Source organism: Poseidonibacter parvus, from assembly GCF_001956695.1.
Taxonomy (GTDB): Bacteria; Campylobacterota; Campylobacteria; order Campylobacterales; family Arcobacteraceae; genus Poseidonibacter; species Poseidonibacter parvus.
Window position 1 is genome coordinate 2,125,581 of record NZ_CP019070.1, and the last position, 22,702, is coordinate 2,148,282.

At 28.7% G+C, this 22,702-nt stretch carries 15 protein-coding genes; 3 read left to right on the forward strand and 12 right to left on the reverse strand.

From position 1 onward, the window contains the following. The first annotated feature begins 55 nt into the window (after window positions 1–55). Together LPB137_RS10450 and LPB137_RS10455 are read left to right on the forward strand one after the other, a co-directional pair. Entirely contained in the window at window positions 56–853 is a 798-nt protein-coding gene (locus LPB137_RS10450; protein WP_076087765.1) for a polysaccharide biosynthesis/export family protein, read from the forward strand. Next, a complete protein-coding gene (locus LPB137_RS10455; protein WP_076087767.1) occupies window positions 853–3,204 on the forward strand; it encodes a GumC family protein in 2,352 nt (783 codons plus the stop codon). Before LPB137_RS10450 ends, LPB137_RS10455 begins: the two co-directional genes overlap by 1 nt. 13 nt (window positions 3,205–3,217) lie before the next feature. Here the strand turns inward: LPB137_RS10455 and LPB137_RS10460 are convergent, their stop codons facing one another. Next, complete coding sequence (locus LPB137_RS10460; protein WP_076087770.1) at window positions 3,218–3,958, reverse strand: tyrosine-protein phosphatase; 741 nt, start codon at window positions 3,956–3,958, stop codon at window positions 3,218–3,220. Between the two features lie 41 nt (window positions 3,959–3,999). Beyond that, window positions 4,000–14,556: a beta strand repeat-containing protein gene (locus LPB137_RS10465; protein WP_076087772.1), complete on the reverse strand. Its 10,557-nt coding sequence runs from the start codon at window positions 14,554–14,556 to the stop codon at window positions 4,000–4,002. A gap of 122 nt (window positions 14,557–14,678) precedes the next feature. On the opposite strand from LPB137_RS10465, the gene LPB137_RS10470 reads away from it, so the two are divergent. Next, on the forward strand, window positions 14,679–15,359 hold the full coding sequence (locus LPB137_RS10470) for a response regulator transcription factor (RefSeq protein ID WP_172802483.1): 681 nt from the start codon (window positions 14,679–14,681) through the stop codon (window positions 15,357–15,359). Here the strand turns inward: LPB137_RS10470 and LPB137_RS10475 are convergent, their stop codons facing one another. From LPB137_RS10475 to atpC, 10 genes are all read right to left on the reverse strand, one after another. Further along, on the reverse strand, window positions 15,360–16,055 hold the full coding sequence (locus tag LPB137_RS10475) for a 5'-methylthioadenosine/adenosylhomocysteine nucleosidase (RefSeq protein ID WP_076087776.1): 696 nt from the start codon (window positions 16,053–16,055) through the stop codon (window positions 15,360–15,362). Continuing rightward, window positions 16,048–16,977 carry an ACP S-malonyltransferase gene (gene fabD / locus LPB137_RS10480; RefSeq protein WP_076087778.1) on the reverse strand — a complete coding sequence of 310 codons (930 nt, stop codon included), beginning with the start codon at window positions 16,975–16,977 and terminating at the stop codon, window positions 16,048–16,050. Before fabD ends, LPB137_RS10475 begins: the two co-directional genes overlap by 8 nt. Before the next feature lie 178 nt (window positions 16,978–17,155). Then, window positions 17,156–17,695 (reverse strand): FKBP-type peptidyl-prolyl cis-trans isomerase, encoded by a 540-nt coding sequence (locus LPB137_RS10485; RefSeq protein WP_076087780.1) that lies wholly within the window; start codon window positions 17,693–17,695, stop codon window positions 17,156–17,158. Between the two features lie 21 nt (window positions 17,696–17,716). Further along, complete coding sequence (locus tag LPB137_RS10490; protein WP_076087782.1) at window positions 17,717–18,721, reverse strand: tetratricopeptide repeat protein; 1,005 nt, start codon at window positions 18,719–18,721, stop codon at window positions 17,717–17,719. A 5-nt stretch (window positions 18,722–18,726) separates the two neighbouring features. Further along, window positions 18,727–19,293: an OmpA family protein gene (locus LPB137_RS10495; RefSeq protein WP_076087784.1), complete on the reverse strand. Its 567-nt coding sequence runs from the start codon at window positions 19,291–19,293 to the stop codon at window positions 18,727–18,729. Between the two features lie 52 nt (window positions 19,294–19,345). Next, complete coding sequence (gene tolB / locus LPB137_RS10500; RefSeq protein ID WP_076087786.1) at window positions 19,346–20,617, reverse strand: Tol-Pal system protein TolB; 1,272 nt, start codon at window positions 20,615–20,617, stop codon at window positions 19,346–19,348. A gap of 2 nt (window positions 20,618–20,619) precedes the next feature. Continuing rightward, on the reverse strand, window positions 20,620–21,357 hold the full coding sequence (locus LPB137_RS10505; RefSeq protein ID WP_076087789.1) for a TonB C-terminal domain-containing protein: 738 nt from the start codon (window positions 21,355–21,357) through the stop codon (window positions 20,620–20,622). Between the two features lie 3 nt (window positions 21,358–21,360). After that, window positions 21,361–21,750, reverse strand: a complete 390-nt coding sequence (locus tag LPB137_RS10510; RefSeq protein WP_076087791.1) for a biopolymer transporter ExbD — start codon at window positions 21,748–21,750, stop codon at window positions 21,361–21,363. A 5-nt stretch (window positions 21,751–21,755) separates the two neighbouring features. Further along, the gene (locus LPB137_RS10515; protein ID WP_228144662.1) at window positions 21,756–22,250 is read right to left on the reverse strand and encodes a MotA/TolQ/ExbB proton channel family protein; all 495 of its coding nucleotides are present in this window, start codon (window positions 22,248–22,250) and stop codon (window positions 21,756–21,758) included. Window positions 22,251–22,322: 72 nt separating this feature from the next. Further along, on the reverse strand, window positions 22,323–22,700 hold the full coding sequence (gene atpC, locus LPB137_RS10520) for an ATP synthase F1 subunit epsilon (protein ID WP_076087795.1): 378 nt from the start codon (window positions 22,698–22,700) through the stop codon (window positions 22,323–22,325). Window positions 22,701–22,702: the final 2 nt, after the last annotated feature.

Sequence of the window (22,702 nt, forward strand, 5' to 3'; positions counted from 1 at the left end):
TGACCTTTAATAAGGAAATGTGTTATTATAAGAAAATTTTGTTTAAAGGGAACATATGAAGAATTCTTTGTCAAGGGCATTACTTATATCAGGTCTATTAGTATTGTTTAGTGGTTGTACATTAAAAGATTATAAGCTTTTTCAAGTAGAAAAAAAAGAAGAAACTGTAATAACTAAAGTATCAAAAGAAGACTATGTAAAAGAAGTTGCATACGAAAGTAAAATTGCTGCAAATGATAGAGTATCTATTACTGTATATATACAGTCAGGTAAAGGCTCTCAACAAATGACTTCTATACTTACAAGCCAAAATACTAATAATACTGAAGATGTAGATGACATTGGAATATTAGTAACACAAAAAGGAACAGTAAGACTTCCTTTGATAGGTAGTGTTAAGATATCTGGATTAACAGCTGATGAAGCATCCGAAAAGCTTATAAGTTTATATAAACTTTATATAAGAAACCCTTATGTAACAACTGAAATAAAAAACCAAAGAGTTATAGTAATAGGTGAAGTTAAAAATCCTGGTGTTGTAGCTGTACAAAATGGTACAATGAACTTGATTGAAGCAATTGCTCAAAGAGGTGATTTAACTGATTATGCTTCTAGAAATAATATCAAGATTATAAGAGGGGATTTAAGAAATCCAGATATTAGAAATATTGACCTTGCAAATTTAACTGCTTTAAATGACGGTAGTATGCTGTTAAAACCTAATGATATTATATATGTTCAGCCAACAGATTTAAAAGGTTATAATAGAGCCTTTAATGATATTGTTCCTTTCTGGAATATGCTATCAGCAATCCTAGATCCATTTACACAAAGAAAAGAGTTAATACAATAATGAGTAACATAATAAATGTTCAACAAAATGATGAAATAGACTTAAAACAAGTTTTTAAAATAATTAGCAGGTATAAATATATTATATTACTACTTGCTATTGTATTTACTATTGCTACTGCTGTTTTTGCATATACAAAGCCAAATATTTATGCTTCTTCTGCAACAATAGAAATGCAAGAAGAACAAAGAGGATATAACAGTGCTGATGCTTTAAAACAAGCATTTACAGGTGGTGGAATAAATGTACAAAATCAAATCGAGATATTAAAATCAAGATTTTTGGCAGAAAAAGCTCTTAAATCTTTAGATTTAAATACTAGATATTTTACAACTAAAAACTATAGAAAACATGAGTTTTATCAAAATTCTCCTTTTGTAGTAGGGACTAAAGTTTTAGATAATATTATTTATGGAAAGAAGTTTATACTAACACCTATAAATGAAGATACTTTTAATCTTAAGATTCTTCCAACTTCAAAGTATTCAAAAAAAGGAATACTTGCTTTATTAGGTGTTTCACCTCTTAAAGAATATGATTTAATTTCTTATGATAAAAATCACAAATATGGTGAAGATATTAATACAGAATGGTTTGAAATAAAAATCAATCAAATATCTCAAATGGAAAATGAAACTTATTCTTTTCAGTTTATCCATCCTTCAATTGCTGCTGATGTATTTTATAGTGGATTAAATGTATCACAAGTATCAGAATTAGCCTCAGTACTAAGAATATCTATACAAGATACAGTATCTACAAGAGCAAAAGACCTTTTAAATTCGTTATTTAAAGCATATTTAGATGAAGAAGTAAAAAGAAAAAGTGAAGTTGCTAATTTATCTTTAGCCTTTATCGATAAACAATTAGAAGATATTAATCAAAGACTAAAAATATCTGAAAATAAACTAGAAGTTTATAAAGAATCAAATGATGTAATAAGCTTACCAGAAAAAGCAACTGCAACTGCAAAAAATATTACAGAGTACGAAGCAAAACTTCAAGAGATAATCATTGAAGAGAATATTCTTAAAAATTTACAACAATATATTGTTTCGAATACTAATCTTTCAGGATTAACTGTAGGATCTATTCAGTTTGCTGACCCTGCTCTTGCTGCTTTGATTACAAAGCTACATGAACTTTCAACACAAAAGGAATCTGTACTAATTGACTATACAGAACTACACCCTGATGTTGAGAAGCTTAGTAAAACTATTGCGTCACTTAGAAGATCAATTAAAGCCTCTTTAAAATCAAATTTAAGACAACTTAATCAAAGAAAAAAATCTATGAATAGACTTATTTCTAAATATACAAAATCTTTAGAAACACTTCCTAAACAAGAAAGAGAACTTACAAGATTATCTAGACATTTTAATGTAAATGAAAAAGTTTATTCATTTCTACTTGAAAAGAGAGCTGAAACTGCTATTTTAAAATCATCAACTATTTCTAATGGTAGAATTTTAGATGAGGCATTAAACTACCCTCAACCTATCAAACCTAAAAGAATGTTGATTGTTTTAGTTGGTATGATTTTAGGAATTATTTTTGGTTTAGCATATGCATTTATCAAAGAGTTTTTAAATGATACTATTAAAAATACAGAAGAAATAGAAAGACTATCTTCTATTCCTATTTATGGGGTTATTCCATTAAATAAAAATAAAAAGATTGCAAATATCTTTTTTGAAGCATTTAGGTCAATACGTACTAACTTACAGTTTTTACCACAACATGAAAAAAGTAGAGTTATTACTATTACTTCATCTGTATCAGGAGAAGGTAAAACTAATACTGCCGCAAAACTTGCAGAAGTAATTGCTAAGAGTAATAAGAAAGTTATAATCTTGGATTTAGATTTAAGAAAAGCTAGTGTACATAATGAATTTAATATTCCTAATAATATTGGGTTTAGTAACTATTTAACTAAACAAAATACTCTTGAAGAAGTTATCAAAAAAACTTCTGAAGAAAACATTGATATTATTACAACTGGAGTATTACCTCCTAATCCTTCTGAATTAATACTTATGGATGAGACAAAAGATACAATTGAGTTATTAAAACAAACTTATGATTATGTTATTATAGATACTCCACCTGTTGGACTAGTAACTGATGCGTTGATTTTGATGAACTATACTGATATTACATTCTTTATTGTTAGAGCTAATTATACTAGAAAAGAGTTTATTAAAAATCTTGATAGACTTAGCAAAGAGCACTCACACAATCACATTGGTATGATATTAAACGGTGTTGAGATTGGTGATAAGTATGGATATGGTTATGGTGTTAGTTATGGATATGGTTATGGAAATGACAAATACTACAAAGGTAGATAAATAAGATTAAGAATCAAATAAAGTTATTCTTTATTTGGTTCTTATCAAATACCTCTTTTAATTTACTCGTTTGAGTAAACTCTTTCAAAGAATCAAAATACTTCATTGCATGAATATCGCTTCCTACAAAATCTACTAAATGATTATCCACTAAATATTGAGCAGCTTTTTTAGGTTTTTTACCATAGAAGCTGTTTAAGGAATTTAAATTTATTTGAAATAATAAGCCTAAGTCTTTTAAACTATTGTATCTACTTAAATCTGAAGAGTAATAAGTATATCTTTCGGGATGAGCTAGAACTGGTTTATAACCTGCAGATAAAAGCTCAAATATCACTTGTTCTATTCCAAAAGGTTTTGTGGTATATGAAAACTCAAATAAAACATAATTATCACCAAATGTTAATAAATCTTTTGCTCTTATTAAATCAATAAAATGTTCGTCATAGTAATACTCTGCTGCCATTTCAAATATGATATCAATATTTTGTTTACGTAATTCTTCTTTTACTTGATTGTAACCTAGTGTAATAGTTTCTTTTGTATTTGGAAATCGGTGGCTCATTATATGAGGTGTAGTGATAATCTTTTTATATCCTAGGGATTGCATTTCTTTTATAATTGAAATACTTTCATCAAGAGTTTTAACACCATCGTCAATAGATGGTATTAAGTGAGAGTGAATATCTGTTGTATAACATTCCCAAAGGTGATGTTTTTTATTTTTTATTTTTGAAAATAATTTTGAAAACATTTTTTTTCCTTTTGAAGTATTAGACTTTTAAAGTCTAATACTTATGGTACTTCTACAGTTATTGTATCTTCTATTAGAAGTTTTAAAGATTGATCATCTTTACTTGAATAATAAACATTGAAACCATCTTCTTGGTATGGAACTCCATCATTCATCATAGCTTGAGACCAATTTTGAGAAGGATCTAGTTCGATACTATCTACATCATCTCCAAATATTTTAAGTGTATTATCTTCATCTGTTAATGATATAAACTCATCAAGTGTAAAGTTACTTAAGATATGTGCAGCATCATTTGCACCTGTGTCAATATTTTCAATATTATAAACTGATACATTTTCTAACAATGATGCTAAATCTAAGCTTGAACCTTCACCACTTAAATCTAATGTATCTTCACCATCGTTTGCATCTATATATCTTGTAGGTGAATCATCATTTAAAACAATGATATCATCTTCTTCTGATAAAACTTCTGTATTATCTCCAATTACAGTAGTAAAATCTTCTCTACCTTCATTATAGCTTTCAACTTTTGTGATTACATTTACTTCACTTTCTAGGTTTGTTATTGTAATTTCATTATTAAATGATTCAACTATATTATTTGAATCAATATCATTACTATCAATTGTAAAATAGTAATCAGCTGGTGCATCATCTAAATAAACTGGATATTCATAGTTCTCATTATTTTCAACTTCTGCTAATAATGTTTGAATTGATTCTACAGAAATAGAATCTCCATAGTACCAAACTCCCTGTTCTTGTGAAACTCCAGGAACTTCAATTTCTGTTTTATAAATTTGTTCATTTTCTTCTTTATATACTATTGTTCCTTCGTTAGTAATTTCTACAATTAAATAATCTTGTCCATTAATTATCTCAGTACGCCACCCTCCGTCTGTAATACTTAAACTAAATGTATTGTAAATAGTTCCATTAGAATTTAACTTATATGCATTATTTTCTGTATAAATAGATGTAAAGTCTTCTGGGTTAAGTAATTTTGATTCGAAATCTATTAAATTATTAGATTCAAATCTTTCAGTCCACCAATCATCAATATTATCTATAGTTGGTACCTCAAGTGTTTTAAATGTAACATCAACTTGATATAAACCATATAAACTTACATCTATACCATTTATATTTGTAACTTGTCTTGCCTCACCAAAAATTAATTCGTCTTTACCCCATGTTCCTTGAGCTTCTAAAGTCCCGTTGTTATCGCTATCAGTTAAAATTATGTTTTCAATAGCAGGTTCTTCATCTGCTTCATATTGAGTATCTACTAATGTACCATTGTCAAAATCAAGTTTTTCAACATACATCTCACCCTCTTCAAAACCAAAATCATAAAGTGTTTGAGTACTAGTAAGTGTTGGTGCTATAAAAGAGTTATCTTCATCTCCTGATGTTAATACAACTCCATCATATGTAATATTTACATTATCAGGTTGTGTTGCAGCTTTTGCTTCAATTACATTGCCTGCAAATTCTAAAGTAGAATCTGCTGTTGCACCATCTACAAAAATATTTATAGTTCTTATATAATTTGTTTCATTAATATTAGAATCTAATGTAAAAGTTCTACTGCCATCCATAGTAAATTCTGAAAGTTCTGAATCGATATATAAAGAATTATCATTGTTATTACCAGAATCAATAGGTGTAGCTACAGTTTTTTCTATATTAGTAATCATAGTATCACTTGAAATAGTAAGTTTATATGGTCCACTATCAGTATCATTTTCATTGAAACCATTTATAATATCTTCTTCAGATAAAGGATATGTACCAACAACTAATGTATAATCACCAGAAGCTAAATTATCTATTGAAAGTAAAGAATCTAAGCTTGAAGTTGAGCCATCTTCTCTACTGATATCTGAGAAAGAATCATCATTAGAATCAATTAATGATTCAGAATTAAATACACCTGTATTATTATATAAATATATATATGAATCTATTGGTTCTTGTACATTATTACCATTTATATCAATATATGAAGTAACTTCATCTTCTAAAACAACTTCGTCTTCCAAATTAATTTCATCGTCATAATCACTTTCTTCAGTTAAAATATTAAATAATATCCGCCCTCCATTATGTGTGAAATTAATATAATCTATACTATTACCATTTATCTCTCTATATGATGTAATTTCTCCATTTACTTCAGTAGAATATGCAAAAGATGGATTAATAATAACTTCATCCGTAACCCCACCAATTGTTACATTTACTGTTTGTTCTTCACTATATGCTATTCCATCATATGCTCTTACTTTAAACGTTGCATCTATTGAGTCTGTTGTATTTAATGCATCTATTTCTTCACTATAGATTATTAAATCCCCTACTTCTGCTCCACTTGGCATTGAGCCTATATTTGTTGTTGTTACTTGGAATACTCCGTTTGTATTTGTACTTGTGATATCTATTCCATCTTGTGCAAACGTTGAGCTATCTGTTGTTAATGACATCCCTACTATTTCATCATCTACATCTGTTATATCTAATGTATCTAACACTGTTTGTAATTTTATTAATTGGTAGTAACTATTATTTGTTGAGTTATCTGAGAAGTCTATTTCATTTAATGTTAACAATGAGCTTTCTGCTGTTATTTCTGGTGCATCATTTGTTCCATCTATTGTTACATTTACTATTTGTTCTTCACTATATGCTATTCCATCATATGCTCTTACTTTAAACGTTGCATCTATTGAGTCTGTTGTATTTAATGCATCTATTTCTTCACTATAGATTATTAAATCCCCTACTTCTGCTCCACTTGGCATTGATCCTATATTTGTTGTTGTTACTTGGAATACTCCGTTTGTATTTGTACTTGTGATATCTATTCCATCTTGTGCAAACGTTGAGCTATCTGTTGTTAATGACATCCCTACTATTTCATCATCTACATCTGTTATATCTAATGTATCTAACACTGTTTGTAATTTTATTAATTGGTAGTAACTATTATTTGTTGAGTTATCTGAGAAGTCTATTTCATTTAATGTTAACAATGAGCTTTCTGCTGTTATTTCTGGTGCATCATTTGTTCCATCTATTGTTACATTTACTATTTGTTCTTCACTATATGCTATTCCATCATATGCTCTTACTTTAAACGTTGCATCTATTGAGTCTGTTGTATTTAATGCATCTATTTCTTCACTATAGATTATTAAATCCCCTACTTCTGCTCCACTTGGCATTGAGCCTATATTTGTTGTTGTTACTTGGAATACTCCGTTTGTATTTGTACTTGTGATATCTATTCCATCTTGTGCAAACGTTGAGCTATCTGTTGTTAATGACATCCCTACTATTTCATCATCTACATCTGTTATATCTAATGTATCTAACACTGTTTGTAATTTTATTAATTGGTAGTAACTATTATTTGTTGAGTTATCTGAGAAGTCTATTTCATTTAATGTTAACAATGAGCTTTCTGCTGTTATTTCTGGTGCATCATTTGTTCCATCTATTGTTACATTTACTGTTTGTTCTTCACTATATGCTATTCCATCATATGCTCTTACTTTAAACGTTGCATCTATTGAGTCTGTTGTATTTAATGCATCTATTTCTTCACTATAGATTATTAAATCCCCTACTTCTGCTCCACTTGGCATTGATCCTATATTTGTTGTTGTTACTTGGAATACTCCGTTTGTATTTGTACTTGTGATATCTATTCCATCTTGTGTAAATGTTGAGCTATCTGTTGTTAATGATATCCCTACTATTTCATCATCTACATCTGTTATATCTAATGTATCTAACACTGTTTGTAATTTTATTAATTGGTAGTAACTATTATTTGTTGAGTTATCTGAGAAGTCTATTTCATTTAATGTTAACAATGAGCTTTCTGCTGTTATTTCTGGTGCATCATTTGTTCCATCTATTGTTACATTTACTGTTTCTATATTTGTTTCTGAACTATTTGTACTATAATCAAAAGTAAATTTTATAGATTGATCTTCTTGCATACTATTGAATAATGGACTTGATATTGTATAGTTTCCATCTGTTTGTACATCTATAAATAATAAATTCTCTTCTTCTAGTTTATCTACATATGATTGTGTTACTTCACCTTCAACTGTTATTTCACCTGTTGCTACATCTACTGTTACTTCTTCAAAACTATTTAGATATGTTACTAACGTTGACACACTTGGTGCTGCTAATATTCCAGCTGCTACATTTTGAAGTGTTGCATATTCTGATATTACTGTTGCTATTAATGGGTTTGAGATAGCTTGTGTAAATTCTGCTTTTAAGAATGCTAATGATTCTGCTGTATCTGCGTTTACTGCTGCGACGATTGCACTTTGTGTTGTTGTTAATTTTATTATTAAATTACCTAAGTATTCAAAATTTGGTATTTCATCTTGTCCACTTGGTACTGTTAATATTCCTTGGTAAACATAATCTGTTATAGGATTATCTATTAAGTCATTTTCATTAATAACATTTGAATTTTCTAATAATGAAGATAATAAAGAGAAAGATGTAAATGAAGGTGTAGATGTAGATTCAAGTCCTGTTTCTCCATCTATTAATAAGCTAATTGTTTTTATACTTGATTCATTTACTCCATCATTTGCTATATAATCAAATTTTAATTCTGCACTTTGATTATCATCCATACTATTGAATAATGGACTTGATATTGTATAGTTTCCATCTGTTTGTACATCTATAAATAATAAGTTCTCTTCTTCTAATTTATTTACATATGATTGTGGTACTTCACCTTCAACTGTTATTTCACCTGTTGTTACATCTACTGTTACTTCTTCAAAACTATTTAGATATGTTACTAACGTTGACACACTTGGTGCTGCTAATATTCCAGCTGCTACATTTTGAAGTGTTGCATATTCTGATATTACTGTTGCTATTAATGGGTTTGAGATAGCTTGTGTAAATTCTGCTTTTAAGAATGCTAATGATTCTGCTGTATCTGCGTTTACTGCTGCGACGATTGCACTTTGTGTTGTTGTTAATTTTATTATTAAATTACCTACATATTCAAAGTTTACTGTATCATTTAAATCTGCATCTATTCCTGTTAATAATCCTGAGTAATTATAGTTTGGTACTAATAATGAATCATTTAAATCATTTTCGTTTACAACATTTGTTACATCTTCTATTATTGGTGCATCATTAGCTCCTGTAACTGTTAAACTTACTGTTTTTATATTTGATTCATTTACTCCATCATTTGCTATATAATCAAATTTTAATTCTGCACTTTGATTATCATCCATACTATTAAATAATGGACTTGATATTGTATAGTTTCCATCTGTTTGTACATCTATAAATAATAAGTTCTCTTCTTCTAGTTTATTTACATATGATTGTGGTACTTCACCTTCAACTGTTATTTCACCTGTTGTTACATCTACTGTTACTTCTTCAAAACTATTTAGATATGTTACTAACGTTGACACACTTGGTGCTGCTAATATTCCAGCTGCTACATTTTGAAGTGTTGCATATTCTGATATTACTGTTGCTATTAATGGGTTTGAGATAGCTTGTGTAAATTCTGCTTTTAAGAATGCTAATGATTCTGCTGTATCTGCGTTTACTGCTGCGACGATTGCACTTTGTGTTGTTGTTAATTTTATTATTAAATTACCTACATATTCAAAGTTTACTGTATCATTTAAATCTGCATCTATTCCTGTTAATAATCCTGAGTAATTATAGTTTGGTACTAATAATGAATCATTTAAATCATTTTCGTTTACAACATTTGTTACATCTTCTATTATTGGTGCATCATTAGCTCCTGTAACTGTTAAACTTACTGTTTTTATATTTGATTCATTTACTCCATCATTTGCTATATAATCAAATTTTAATTCTGCACTTTGATTATCATCCATACTATTAAATAATGGACTTGATATTGTATAGTTTCCATCTGTTTGTACATCTATAAATAATAAGTTCTCTTCTTCTAGTTTATTTACATATGATTGTGGTACTTCACCTTCAACTGTTATTTCACCTGTTGTTACATCTACTGTTACTTCTTCAAAACTATTTAGATATGTTACTAACGTTGACACACTTGGTGCTGCTAATATTCCAGCTGCTACATTTTGAAGTGTTGCATATTCTGATATTACTGTTGCTATTAATGGGTTTGAGATAGCTTGTGTAAATTCTGCTTTTAAGAATGCTAATGATTCTGCTGTATCTGCGTTTACTGCTGCGACGATTGCACTTTGTGTTGTTGTTAATTTTATTATTAAATTACCTAAGTATTCAAAGTTTATTGTATCACTTTGAATATCTGTTCCTGTTAATAATCCTGCGTAAGTAAAGTCTTCGACAAGAGCATTATCTATTAAATCATTCTCATTTACTAGATTTGTTACATTTTCTATAATTGGTGCTGTTTGTGATTCTTGTGCCTGAGTAACTGATCCTACTGTAGCTTCATTTACTCTCATTTGGAATACTTCTCCTGTTGAATTACTAACAGCTGTAGTTGTATTACCACTTAAAATACCAGCTTCTAACTCATTTTCTGTTTCTTCTGCAGCTATTTGTTTTTTTGCTAAATTTTCAAATGCTTCTACTACATTTATTGTATCAGTTGTTGAATTTATTATTGCAGTATTTGTATTTACAATTATTGTCAGTATATCAGTTTTAATACTATCACTTATAGTTGTATTTGATGTAGTTAATGCATTTGTTATTAATGTATCTATACTTGAACTACTTGTAAAATCAAGATTACCTAATATTATCATTTTTGCTATTTCTTGAGAAATAATATCAGAAGCATCTCTTTCATTAGTTCCATCTAATGCTACGGCTAATTGTCCTATTGTATTATTAATTGTTACATTTAGTGTTTGAAAAGATACATTATTATTTACAATTGTTGAATCTTCAGAACTTATTGCTGTTGCTATTGGATCTGCTTGTAAGTCTACACTTGAATCAATATTAAGATTATTATAAATTAATGTTTTTGCTTCAGTTAAAGTTTTACCTTCATTCATTAAATCTACTAATAAACTTGTTATTGGGTTTAGTACTGTTGATCCCTCAGGTGCTTTATATATACCTTCAAAAGCTAAACCTGTTGAAATATCTGTTCCACCATAACCTATAACTGTTCCACTTAAATCGCCACCAACTAGAGTGAAATTTCCTATCTCATCTGTAAGAGTATGTGTTTCAGTACCACTTATAGTTTTATCTCCATCTAAATCACTTAATACTGTCATCCCTGTAATATAACCATCAATACTAGTACCTGATAGCGTATCCGTAACCCCACCAATTGTTACATTTACTATTTGTTCTTCACTATATGCTATTCCATCATATGCTCTTACTTTAAACGTTGCATCTATTGAGTCTGTTGTATTTAATGCATCTATTTCTTCACTATAGATTATTAAATCCCCTACTTCTGCTCCACTTGGCATTGATCCTATATTTGTTGTTGTTACTTGGAATACTCCGTTTGTATTTGTACTTGTGATATCTATTCCATCTTGTGCAAACGTTGAGCTATCTGTTGTTAATGACATCCCTACTATTTCATCATCTACATCTGTTATATCTAATGTATCTAACACTGTTTGTAATTTTATTAATTGGTAGTAACTATTATTTGTTGAGTTATCTGAGAAGTCTATTTCATTTAATGTTAACAATGAGCTTTCTGCTGTTATTTCTGGTGCATCATTTGTTCCATCTATTGTTACATTTACTATTTGTTCTTCACTATATGCTATTCCATCATATGCTCTTACTTTAAACGTTGCATCTATTGAGTCTGTTGTATTTAATGCATCTATTTCTTCACTATAGATTATTAAATCCCCTACTTCTGCTCCTACTGGCATTGATCCTATATTTGTTGTTGTTACTTGGAATACTCCGTTTGTATTTGTACTTGTGATATCTATTCCATCTTGTGCAAACGTTGAGCTATCTGTTGTTAATGACATCCCTACTATTTCATCATCTACATCTGTTATATCTAATGTATCTAACACTGTTTGTAATTTTATTAATTGGTAGTAACTATTATTTGTTGAGTTATCTGAGAAGTCTATTTCATTTAATGTTAACAATGAGCTTTCTGCTGTTATTTCTGGTGCATCATTTGTTCCATCTATTGTTACATTTACTATTTGTTCTTCACTATATGCTATTCCATCATATGCTCTTACTTTAAACGTTGCATCTATTGAGTCTGTTGTATTTAATGCATCTATTTCTTCACTATAGATTATTAAATCCCCTACTTCTGCTCCTACTGGCATTGATCCTATATTTGTTGTTGTTACTTGGAATACTCCGTTTGTATTTGTACTTGTGATATCTATTCCATCTTGTGCAAACGTTGAGCTATCTGTTGTTAATGACATCCCTACTATTTCATCATCTACATCTGTTATATCTAATGTATCTAACACTGTTTGTAATTTTATTAATTGGTAGTAACTATTATTTGTTGAGTTATCTGAGAAGTCTATTTCATTTAATGTTAACAATGAGCTTTCTGCTGTTATTTCTGGTGCATCATTTGTTCCATCTATTGTTACATTTACTGTTTGTTCTTCACTATATGCTATTCCATCATATGCTCTTACTTTAAACGTTGCATCTATTGAGTCTGTTGTATTTAATGCATCTATTTCTTCACTATAGATTATTAAATCCCCTACTTCTGCTCCTACTGGCATTGATCCTATATTTGTTGTTGTTACTTGGAATACTCCGTTTGTATTTGTACTTGTGATATCTATTCCATCTTGTGCAAACGTTGAGCTATCTGTTGTTAATGACATCCCTACTATTTCATCATCTACATCTGTTATATCTAATGTATCTAACACTGTTTGTAATTTTATTAATTGGTAGTAACTATTATTTGTTGAGTTATCTGAGAAGTCTATTTCATTTAATGTTAACAATGAGCTTTCTGCTGTTATTTCTGGTGCATCATTTGTTCCATCTATTGTTACATTTACTGTTTGTTCTTCACTATATGCTATTCCATCATATGCTCTTACTTTAAACGTTGCATCTATTGAGTCTGTTGTATTTAATGCATCTATTTCTTCACTATAGATTATTAAATCCCCTACTTCTGCTCCTACTGGCATTGATCCTATATTTGTTGTTGTTACTTGGAATACTCCGTTTGTATTTGTACTTGTGATATCTATTCCATCTTGTGCAAACGTTGAGCTATCTGTTGTTAATGACATCCCTACTATTTCATCATCTACATCTGTTATATCTAATGTATCTAACACTGTTTGTAATTTTATTAATTGGTAGTAACTATTATTTGTTGAGTTATCTGAGAAGTCTATTTCATTTAATGTTAACAATGAGCTTTCTGCTGTTATTTCTGGTGCATCATTTGTTCCATCTATTGTTAATGTAATTTTTTTTGCAATTGATGTTGCATTTGCTTCACCTGAATCATCAATTACTTGTACATCAAATGTTACTGTAGCACTATCACCTGCACCTAGTTTATCAATTCCTGCACCACTTAATGTATAAGCTCCTACATTTGTCATTGAAACAGTAACTGTTCCAATCCCAACTGAATTTATATCAGTAACTGTTGTACTTACATTTGTAAGTGCCACAAATGAAAGTGTGTCATTTATATCTACATCAGCTGCGATTACATCTGTTAATGAAATTGTCCCTGTTAATATATCTTCTGCTACATTTGTTACTTCTGTATAATCAGAAATAATTGGTGTGTCATTTATTGAATTAACAGTTACATTAAAACTTTGGATTGTACTAGTACGTCCATCACTTACTTCTAGTGTTACTACTGCATTTCCATTAAAATCTTGATTTGGAGTAAAAACAATATCACCATTAGCATCAATAATAACAGTACCATTTGTAGCACTTACAGTAGGTATTAAAGTATCATTATCTAAATCACTTGAGTTATATGCAATTGTAATACTGTTATCTTCATCTGTTGTTTGTGCAGAAATTAATTCAATTATAGGAGCACTATTTTGAATAATAATATTGTTTCCAGCAGGAGCCGCAGCAACAACTCCTCTTGGTAAAGTTTCATTATCAATTACAGCATTTTGTGTATTATTTTGATCTGCAAGATTATCATCCTCTTGTGCTGGAGTAGCACCACTATCTGAATTAGCATTAGTCTCTTGACCTGGACCAGCAGCGGATTCTTGTAATGCACTAGCTAAATCTGTAATACTAGCAAGTGCATTTTCTTTTCCATCTGGTAGTATTTCAATTAGTTCAACCAAAGTAAAGCCATTATTTTGAGCAAGTAGTTCAGCCATATCTTTTAATATTAATTCTAAAATATTACCTTCAATATCAGTAAATACAATTTTTAAATCATTCTCTTCTAAGCTTGAAATATATTTAATTCCCGCTGGAATTTTTATTTGAACTGTATTATTTAATACTAAATTCTCCAATGTTAATGATTTTTTACCATTTAATGAAACTATTTTTGATAAATCTATTTCTTGACCGTACTTTTCAATTGAAACCATTCTGTAATCCTTGAATTTAGCTATATTTATATTATATATAATAGCTAATAAGTAGTTACAAATTAGTTTCTTTTTAGCTATTTAATAATATTATATGATATAATTTAATTATGAATCTTAGCTTGAAAAAATTATTAAAACAACTAACTATTTTGTATGTAAGTAAAAAAGACAGCAATTATAAAAAAATAAATACAACATTAGAAATATTTTTTGATAATATCATACGTTGTAATAATAAAGAAGATGCCCTATTTATTTATAAGGATACTTTCCCAAATATAATAATAGTAGATATTGACTTAGTTGATTCAAATGGAATTGAATTAATAAAAGATATTAGAAAGAAAAATAAGAATATCCCTATATTAATAATTACTAATAATATAGAAACCCACAATTTAATTGAAGCAATTAAACTTAATTTAATTGATTATTTACTAAAACCAATAGATGTAAGTAAGTTAATATTTTCTTTGAATAAAATTGCAAAAATAATTCTCAATAGTGGTGAAATAAGTACATTTATTAAAAAAGATATAAAATATAATTATTTAGAAAAAACCATACTTCATAATAATAAAACAGAAGTACTAACAAAAACAGAAAGTAGACTTTTAGAATTGTTACTTACAAATAAAAATAAAATAGTATCAATAAAAGAAATAAAAAAAGTAATTTGGAGTGATAAAGAAGTTTCAGAATCTGCTTTTAAATCACTTTTAAATAGATTATCAAAAAAGATTGGGAAAGATACCATAAGCAATTCCTTTGGAATTGGTTATGGTCTTATAAATAAATAATTACTTATTTAACTTTTCAACTATTTTAATTAAATAGTTAGCAGAATTAACAGCACTTGATTTTAAAAACTCATCAAAATCAAAACCTGCATCCATATCAGCACTATCAGAAATAGCACGTAATACAAAAAATGGAATATCTAAAGCATCACATACAACTGCAACACTTGCACCTTCCATTTCTAAAGCATCAGCTTTAAAAGTTGATTCAATAAAGTTTTTTCTTTCAGTTGAATGAACAAATTGATCACCTGTTGCAATAGTACCAACTATTACTTTTAAATCATTCTCATTTGCAACTTGTGTTGCTACATCTCTTAATTCTTTTGATGTTTCAACAAAAACACTACCACCTGGTACAAAACCATTTGGATGTCCAAAAGCTGTAATATCTAAATCATGTTGGCATAATTTGTCTGCAATAATTAAATCACCAATTTGAAGTTTAGGATTAATAGCACCTGCAACTCCAGAAAATAGTAAAGTATCACAGCCAAATTTTTCAATCATTGTTGTAGCTGTTAAGCTAGCAAAAACTTTTCCAATTTTTGAGTATGCAATAACTATATCTAAGCCATTGTAATTTACTTCATAGTATTTATTATTTGCAAATTCTACAATATTTACATCTTTAAAGTGCGATAAAAGAGGTTCAATTTCCTCTTCCATTGCTCCCATAATTGCTAACTTAGTCATTTAATGCCTCAATTGTTTTATCAAGTGATGCAAAATCACTTACATTTAATGTTGGAATTGCTTTACAAATTTTTCTATTTAAACCTTTTAAAACAATACCATTTCCAAATTCAATAAAAGCATCAACATTTGCATGTGCTAAAATTGATTGCTTATATTTAACAGGTGAAGTAAGTTGAGATGATAATAACTCAATAGCTTCATCTTTTGTTGTATAACTTTCAGTTGTTACATTTGAAATAACAGGTGAGAACTCATCTTTTAAGTACTCTTCTAAGTATGGTTTTAAGTTCTCAACAGCTGCTGTTAAAAGCTCACAATGAGAAGCAACAGACATATCTAAAACAATTGCTCTTTTAGCACCTGCTTCTTTAAATGTATCTACAAGTGATTCTAAATCAGCTTTAAGCCCTGCAAGTACTAGTTGTCCATCCATATTATAGTTTGCTGGCCAAACTTGTTTTCCTGCATTTCTTTGCTCTTCACAAATATCTTCTACTTGCTTATCATCCATTCCAACAAGTGCCATCATTCCAGCACCTCCACCAGAACAAGCATCAACCATAAATAACCCACGTCTATGAACTAATTCGATTGCATCTAAGTAATCAATTGCACCAGCTGCTACTAGTGCTGAAAATTCACCTAAAGAGTGTCCTAAAACAAACTCAGGTTGTATTTCGTATTTTTCTTTGAATATTGCATTTGCAATTGAAGAAACTAATAAAATTGCAGGTTGTGTAAATTCAGTTTTACCTAAGTTGTCATTTTCTGTAAATAATAATTCTTCAAAATTAACTCCTAAACGCTCACTAGCTTTAGAAATCATTTCTTTTGCAATGTCACTATTTTCAAAAAAATCTTTTCCCATTCCAACAGTTTGAGAACCTTGTCCAGGAAAAATAAAAGCAACTTTTTTCATTGTAATACCTTCTTATAATTAAATTTTATATTTTTATTATGTAGTTTATTTTAAAACTATTCGTTAAAGTTAAAAGCGAACCCTAAAAAATAGTTTTGCCCAAGTGTATAAGATACACTTGGGCAAGATTGTAATATAATTTTTTGTTTATCTAAACATTTTGCTAACCTAGCAACTATTAATTACAACCACATCCACCAGACTGAGGTGCAGCTTCAGAAGAACCACCACCACAACATCCGCCACCACTCATAGCAGCCATTCCACCTACAACACCAGTTTGAACTTCTTCTTCACTTGCGTCTCTTAATGAAAGAATTGTAACTGAGAACATTAAAGATCTTCCAGCCATTGGGTGATTGTAATCAATTGTAACTTCTTGATCATTGAATGATTTTACTAGAACTTGAACAGTTTCACCTTGCTCACCAGTTCCGTATAAAGACATACCTTCAGCTAATTCAATACCAGCAAATTGCTCAGTTGGTAAAGTTTGAATTGCTTCATCGTTGTATTCTCCATAACCATCTTTTGGCTCAACTAAAACGTCTGCAGATTCATTTGCAGCCATAGTTTCAACTTTTGCTTCTAAACCTGGAATGATTTGACCTTTTCCAGTAATAAATTCTAAAGGCGCAGCACCAAGGTTAGAGTCTAATTGCTCACCTGTTTTTGCGTCTTTTAAATTATATTCAATACCGATAACTTTATTTGACATAAATTTTCCTTTATAATTTTTTTATAATTTTGATAAATTTTTCTTTGCTACTTTAGACTCAGATGAACTTGGATAAAGATCTATTAAAGTACTATAAAAGCTTTTTGCATTTTCTTTATCGTTTGTTTTCTCAAATGAGATAGCACTGTGCAATAATAATGTAGGCATATAAGCTGCTTGATCATAAAGAATCGCAGATTTTTTAAAATGACTTATTGCAAGATCATATTTCTTTCTTACATACCACATTTCAGCAAGGTAATAATTACCTTCTGCTGGTTTATAATTTAACTCTACAAGCTGTTCAAATTTTGGAATAGCTTTTGTAAAGTTTCTATTTTTGTAATCTTCTTTTGCACTAGCAGATAAATTTCTTCTATCTGTTGCAGTTAATTTTTTATTTTTTTTTTCAACCTTAGCTACAGTTACTGGAGTTGAAGATACTTTAGAAGAACTTGTAGATTTAACACCTACAGCTTTTTTTAAAGCTTCAAATTCAGCTCTTGTAACAAACTGATTCATATTAGTTTTTAATTCATTTTCAGAAACATACTGAGAATTAATTTTGTTAACTAATTTAGAAAGTTTAGAAACTGCTCGTTTTAAAGTAGAAATACTTTTTTTAACTTCTTTATCAGTCTCTTCTTTCATATTTAGAAGTTGTTCTGAAACATTTTTAATTTCTTCAGTATCTGCACTATTTTTAGAAGCTACATCAGAAGACATATCAACTTTTTGCATCAATTGATTCATTTTTAAAACTGTTGAATTTAACTTTGAAGAATCACCTTCATAAATAGATTCTAAACCTTCTATTCTTTTATTTAAAGAATCAATTAACAATTTTACATCACTTACTTTTGAAGTTAGAGAATTTAAATTTTTTTGATTCTTTAAAATGTGTTTTTCAGAAGAGTTTAATCCATAAGGATTTTTAGCATTTAAATCACCTGCACCAAAAACTGAAACCTCTTGGGCTACAGCTAAAGTGCTTGTGATTAAAAAAGATAAAATATATTTATTCATAAGAACTATTTACTAAGAGCGTGTTCAACTCTTCTGTTTTTTTGCCAACAAGCAGTAGTCTTAGAAGTACAAGTTGGATTACTTTCACCTAATGTAACTAAAGAAACATTTGCAGCAACACCATTGTTTACTAATACGTCTTTAACAACTTTTGCTCTTTTTAAACCTAAAGCATAGTTATACTCATCAGTTCCCCACTCATCAGTATTACCTGTAACTTTAATAGTTGAAGTAGGATTAACTGCTGATAATTTATTTGCATTTGACATTACTACATCTTTCATTGAAGATGTTAAGTCATATTTATTAAATCCAAAGTATACATTTTCAATTAATACTTTTTTACCATTAATAATGTAATAAACACCATTATCAGCTTCACCAGCCATTGAGAAAGAACCGTCAGTAATTTCATTGATAGTTGTATCTGGAATTGTGTTTAACGCTGATTCTGAATTATCAACAACTTGCTTTGGCGTATTGTCAACAGTCATGTCAACATTTTTTTCACTACAACCTGTTGTAAATAAAACAGATGCTACTAGAAAAGAGTAAATACTAATTTTTTTCATAAATTTATCCTTAAATTAAAAATTACCTTGATTTTACAAAATCAAAACTTAATTACCAATCAATTGATTGAATTCTACCATTTTTAGATGGAAATAAATAAGACTTATTGAAATTTAATCTAATAATTCCTATTGAACTTACACCATTATAGTTTTTTATAAATAAAAGTGATTCACCATCTGGTGAAAACTTTGGAAATTGGTTTGTTCCACTTGAAGTTAATCTTTTTAAATCATCAGATTTTGTTGACATTAAATATAAATTAAAAGCTCTTGTTCCTAATTCATTATTTTTATCTTTACTTGCATAAACAATATTATCTTTAAATGCAGTTGCTGAAGAGTTGTTTTTACTATGGTAAACTAATTTTTCAACACCACGAGAATTAATACTTTTTGCAAAGATATTTGGACTTCCAAGTCTATCTGAAACAAATACAATTCTACTATCATCTTCTATATATTGTCCACCAACATCAATACCACTGTAAGTTGTAACTCTAGTTTTAGATCCAGTATTTACATTATAAGAATAAATATCAGGTTGTCCTGATGGAGATGCTGTTATTAATACTTTTGATGCATCATTACTAACATCTGAAGCTGCAATCATACCATCTGAATTCATGATAACTTTCTTTTCTCTTGTAAAAATATTTAGTTTTACAAGTGTAGGTTTTGCATAATTATAAGATGTATAATAAATACTTTTTTGATCAGAACTTGCCCATTTTGGGAAAATATTTAATCCACCTTGAACAATAGTTTTTCTATAAGTTAAAGTATAATCACCAATCATAATATTAGCTTTTCCAGCACCTTGATATACAGAGTAAATTACAAATTTATCCATCCATTTAATACTTGGAGCCTTGAAGTGATCATTAATAGATATTGCTGTTCTATGTGCTAAAAATGGATACCTATTCTCTCTTGAAGTTGTAAAACTTTTTTCTAAAATCATAGCTTGTGCATTTATATCATACAGTTTTGTAAGAAGTGAATATCCACCTGAAACATTTTTAACAGCTGATAAGTTTAAATATAAATCAACACCTTGAGTTGATAATGTATTTATATCAGGTAGTTCTTCATATTTAATAATATTTTGAATATTTAAAACTTCAAAATGTCCACTTATTTCTAAATCTTTAGAAAGTAAATCTTTTATTTTTGAAAGTGTAGATATTTCTACAGTGTCACTTGCAACTGATATTAAAATTTTTGGTAGTGTGTTTGCATTTTTTACAATTTCAAGTTTTGCATCTACTGCTGCAAAAGCTGTGCTTATTATTAGTAGTGTTATTAGTAATATTTTTTTCATATTTATCCTTTTGATTTAAAGTCAACATTTATTTGAACTTTTTTACCTCTTTTAGGTTTTGGGTACATTATACTTTTTTGTTCTTCTAAAAAAGCTTTTAAAGAAATATCAAAATCACTATTTCCTGAATATTTTGAAAATCTATAATCAAAGCTTCCATTTGGACTTATAATTACAAGAACAGTAGCTGTTAAATTATCTTGTCTAATTAGTGGAACCCAAGCATCAAGTAAAGCAGAAACTTGTGAAAAGTATTCATTGCTTTCTTTACTTTTACTTTTGCTTGAACTTCTAACATTTGTTGTAGTTTTTTTATCATTCAACAATTTATCAAGTTTTACATTTGATGATTTTTTTTGTTTTTCAAATTTTGATTTAAATCTTTTTGGGTCAATAGATTTTACAACTTTATTTACTTCTTTTTTTGCAACTGTTTTGCTTTTTGTTTTTACATTTGCAAATAATGATTTTAAATCAGGTTTTTTCTCAGCAGCTTTAGATGCAGCTTTTTCAACTACAACTTCTTCTTTTTTTTCTATTTTTTTATCTTCTTTTTTTTCTATTCTTTTTTTATCACTTTTTTCAACTATTACATCAAGTTCTAAAACTGTTGCTGTTGTTTTTGTAGTATATTTTTTTACTGGTGGTTTTGTAACATAGTAAACTACTAAAGCACAAATAAAAATGTAAAAAGAAAAAGATATTATTCCTGAAATTAAAAAAGAGGATTTATTTTGCATAAATTAACCATCTGTTACTAAAGCAACTTTAAAAAATCCAGACTCTTTTACTGATTTTAAAACAAATATAATATCATCATATTTTAATGTTTTATCAGCTCGTATATGCACTGGTGTATTTTTATCTTTACCATTAACAAATAATAAAAAACTATCTGGGAAATTGTTAATTTCATATTTCTTTTTATTAATAAAAACAATTCTATCTTTATTAATTAAAATATCAATTTTTTTGAAATCTGAAACTTGTTTTGATTTGCTTCCACTTGGAAGATTTATAGGTTCTTCAAACTCTATTACTGGTGCAGTTACCATTAATATTGCTAAAAGTACTAACATAATATCAACTAAAGGAGTAATATTTAAATCTGGTTTTTGATTAAAATCATACATTTTAATTACCCTTTAGCAATTAATATTTGAGATTGAGCCTTGATATAAGTATTTAACTCATAAACTTTTCTAACTAAAATTTGGTGAAAAGTATATGCAAAAATTGCTACAAAAATACCTGCAGCTGTTGCAACTAATGCTTCACTAATTGCTGGTGCAATCACTGAAAAAGCAACTTTAGAATGAGTTGAAAATTTTGCAAAAGATTCTAGTATTCCTACAACTGTTCCAAATAAACCAATAAATGGTGATGTAGATGAGATAATAGCTAACCAAGAAATTCCTGAACTGGCTTCTTTAATAATATTAATTTCGCAAGCATAAAGTAATTCTTTTGAGTTTGTACTATTTGCACATTTATTAAGTGCAGATAATGGTGAAAATGTAGCTTCTCTTGAAGTTAAAGATTCTAATGATTTTTCTTCATTTCTAATTAAAGCAACTATAGAAAAATATCTATATAAGAAAATCCATATCGTAATGATTAAGTAGATTGACAATAGCGCTAAAACTATATAAGTTATAGCACTACTATTCGTCAAATAATTTAGTATTGTATCAGTCATAAGCTATTATGCGAATGAGTTAATTCTTGCTTCAACTGAGGCAACAGAGACTTTAGAATCTTTAACAGAGTTAACTAAATCTTTTGCAGCTTCAATATTTTTAGCAATTTCAGAATCTTGTCCAGCTGTAAGTGCAATTGCACCATCAGCTAAAACGTCAACTGACTTTTCATCAACTTTAACATGTCCCCAATTTATGGCAACAGCTTCAGTAGAATCAGCTTTTTCAATAATAATTACGCCAACTGTTAGAGAAGAAACTAACGATGAGTGTCCAGGTAAAACTCCGAACTCTCCCTCTTTTCCAGGAAGAGTTACGGTTTTTACATCATCGTTAAAGATTTCTCCATTAGGTGTAACTATTGATAATTTAATTGTATCCATGT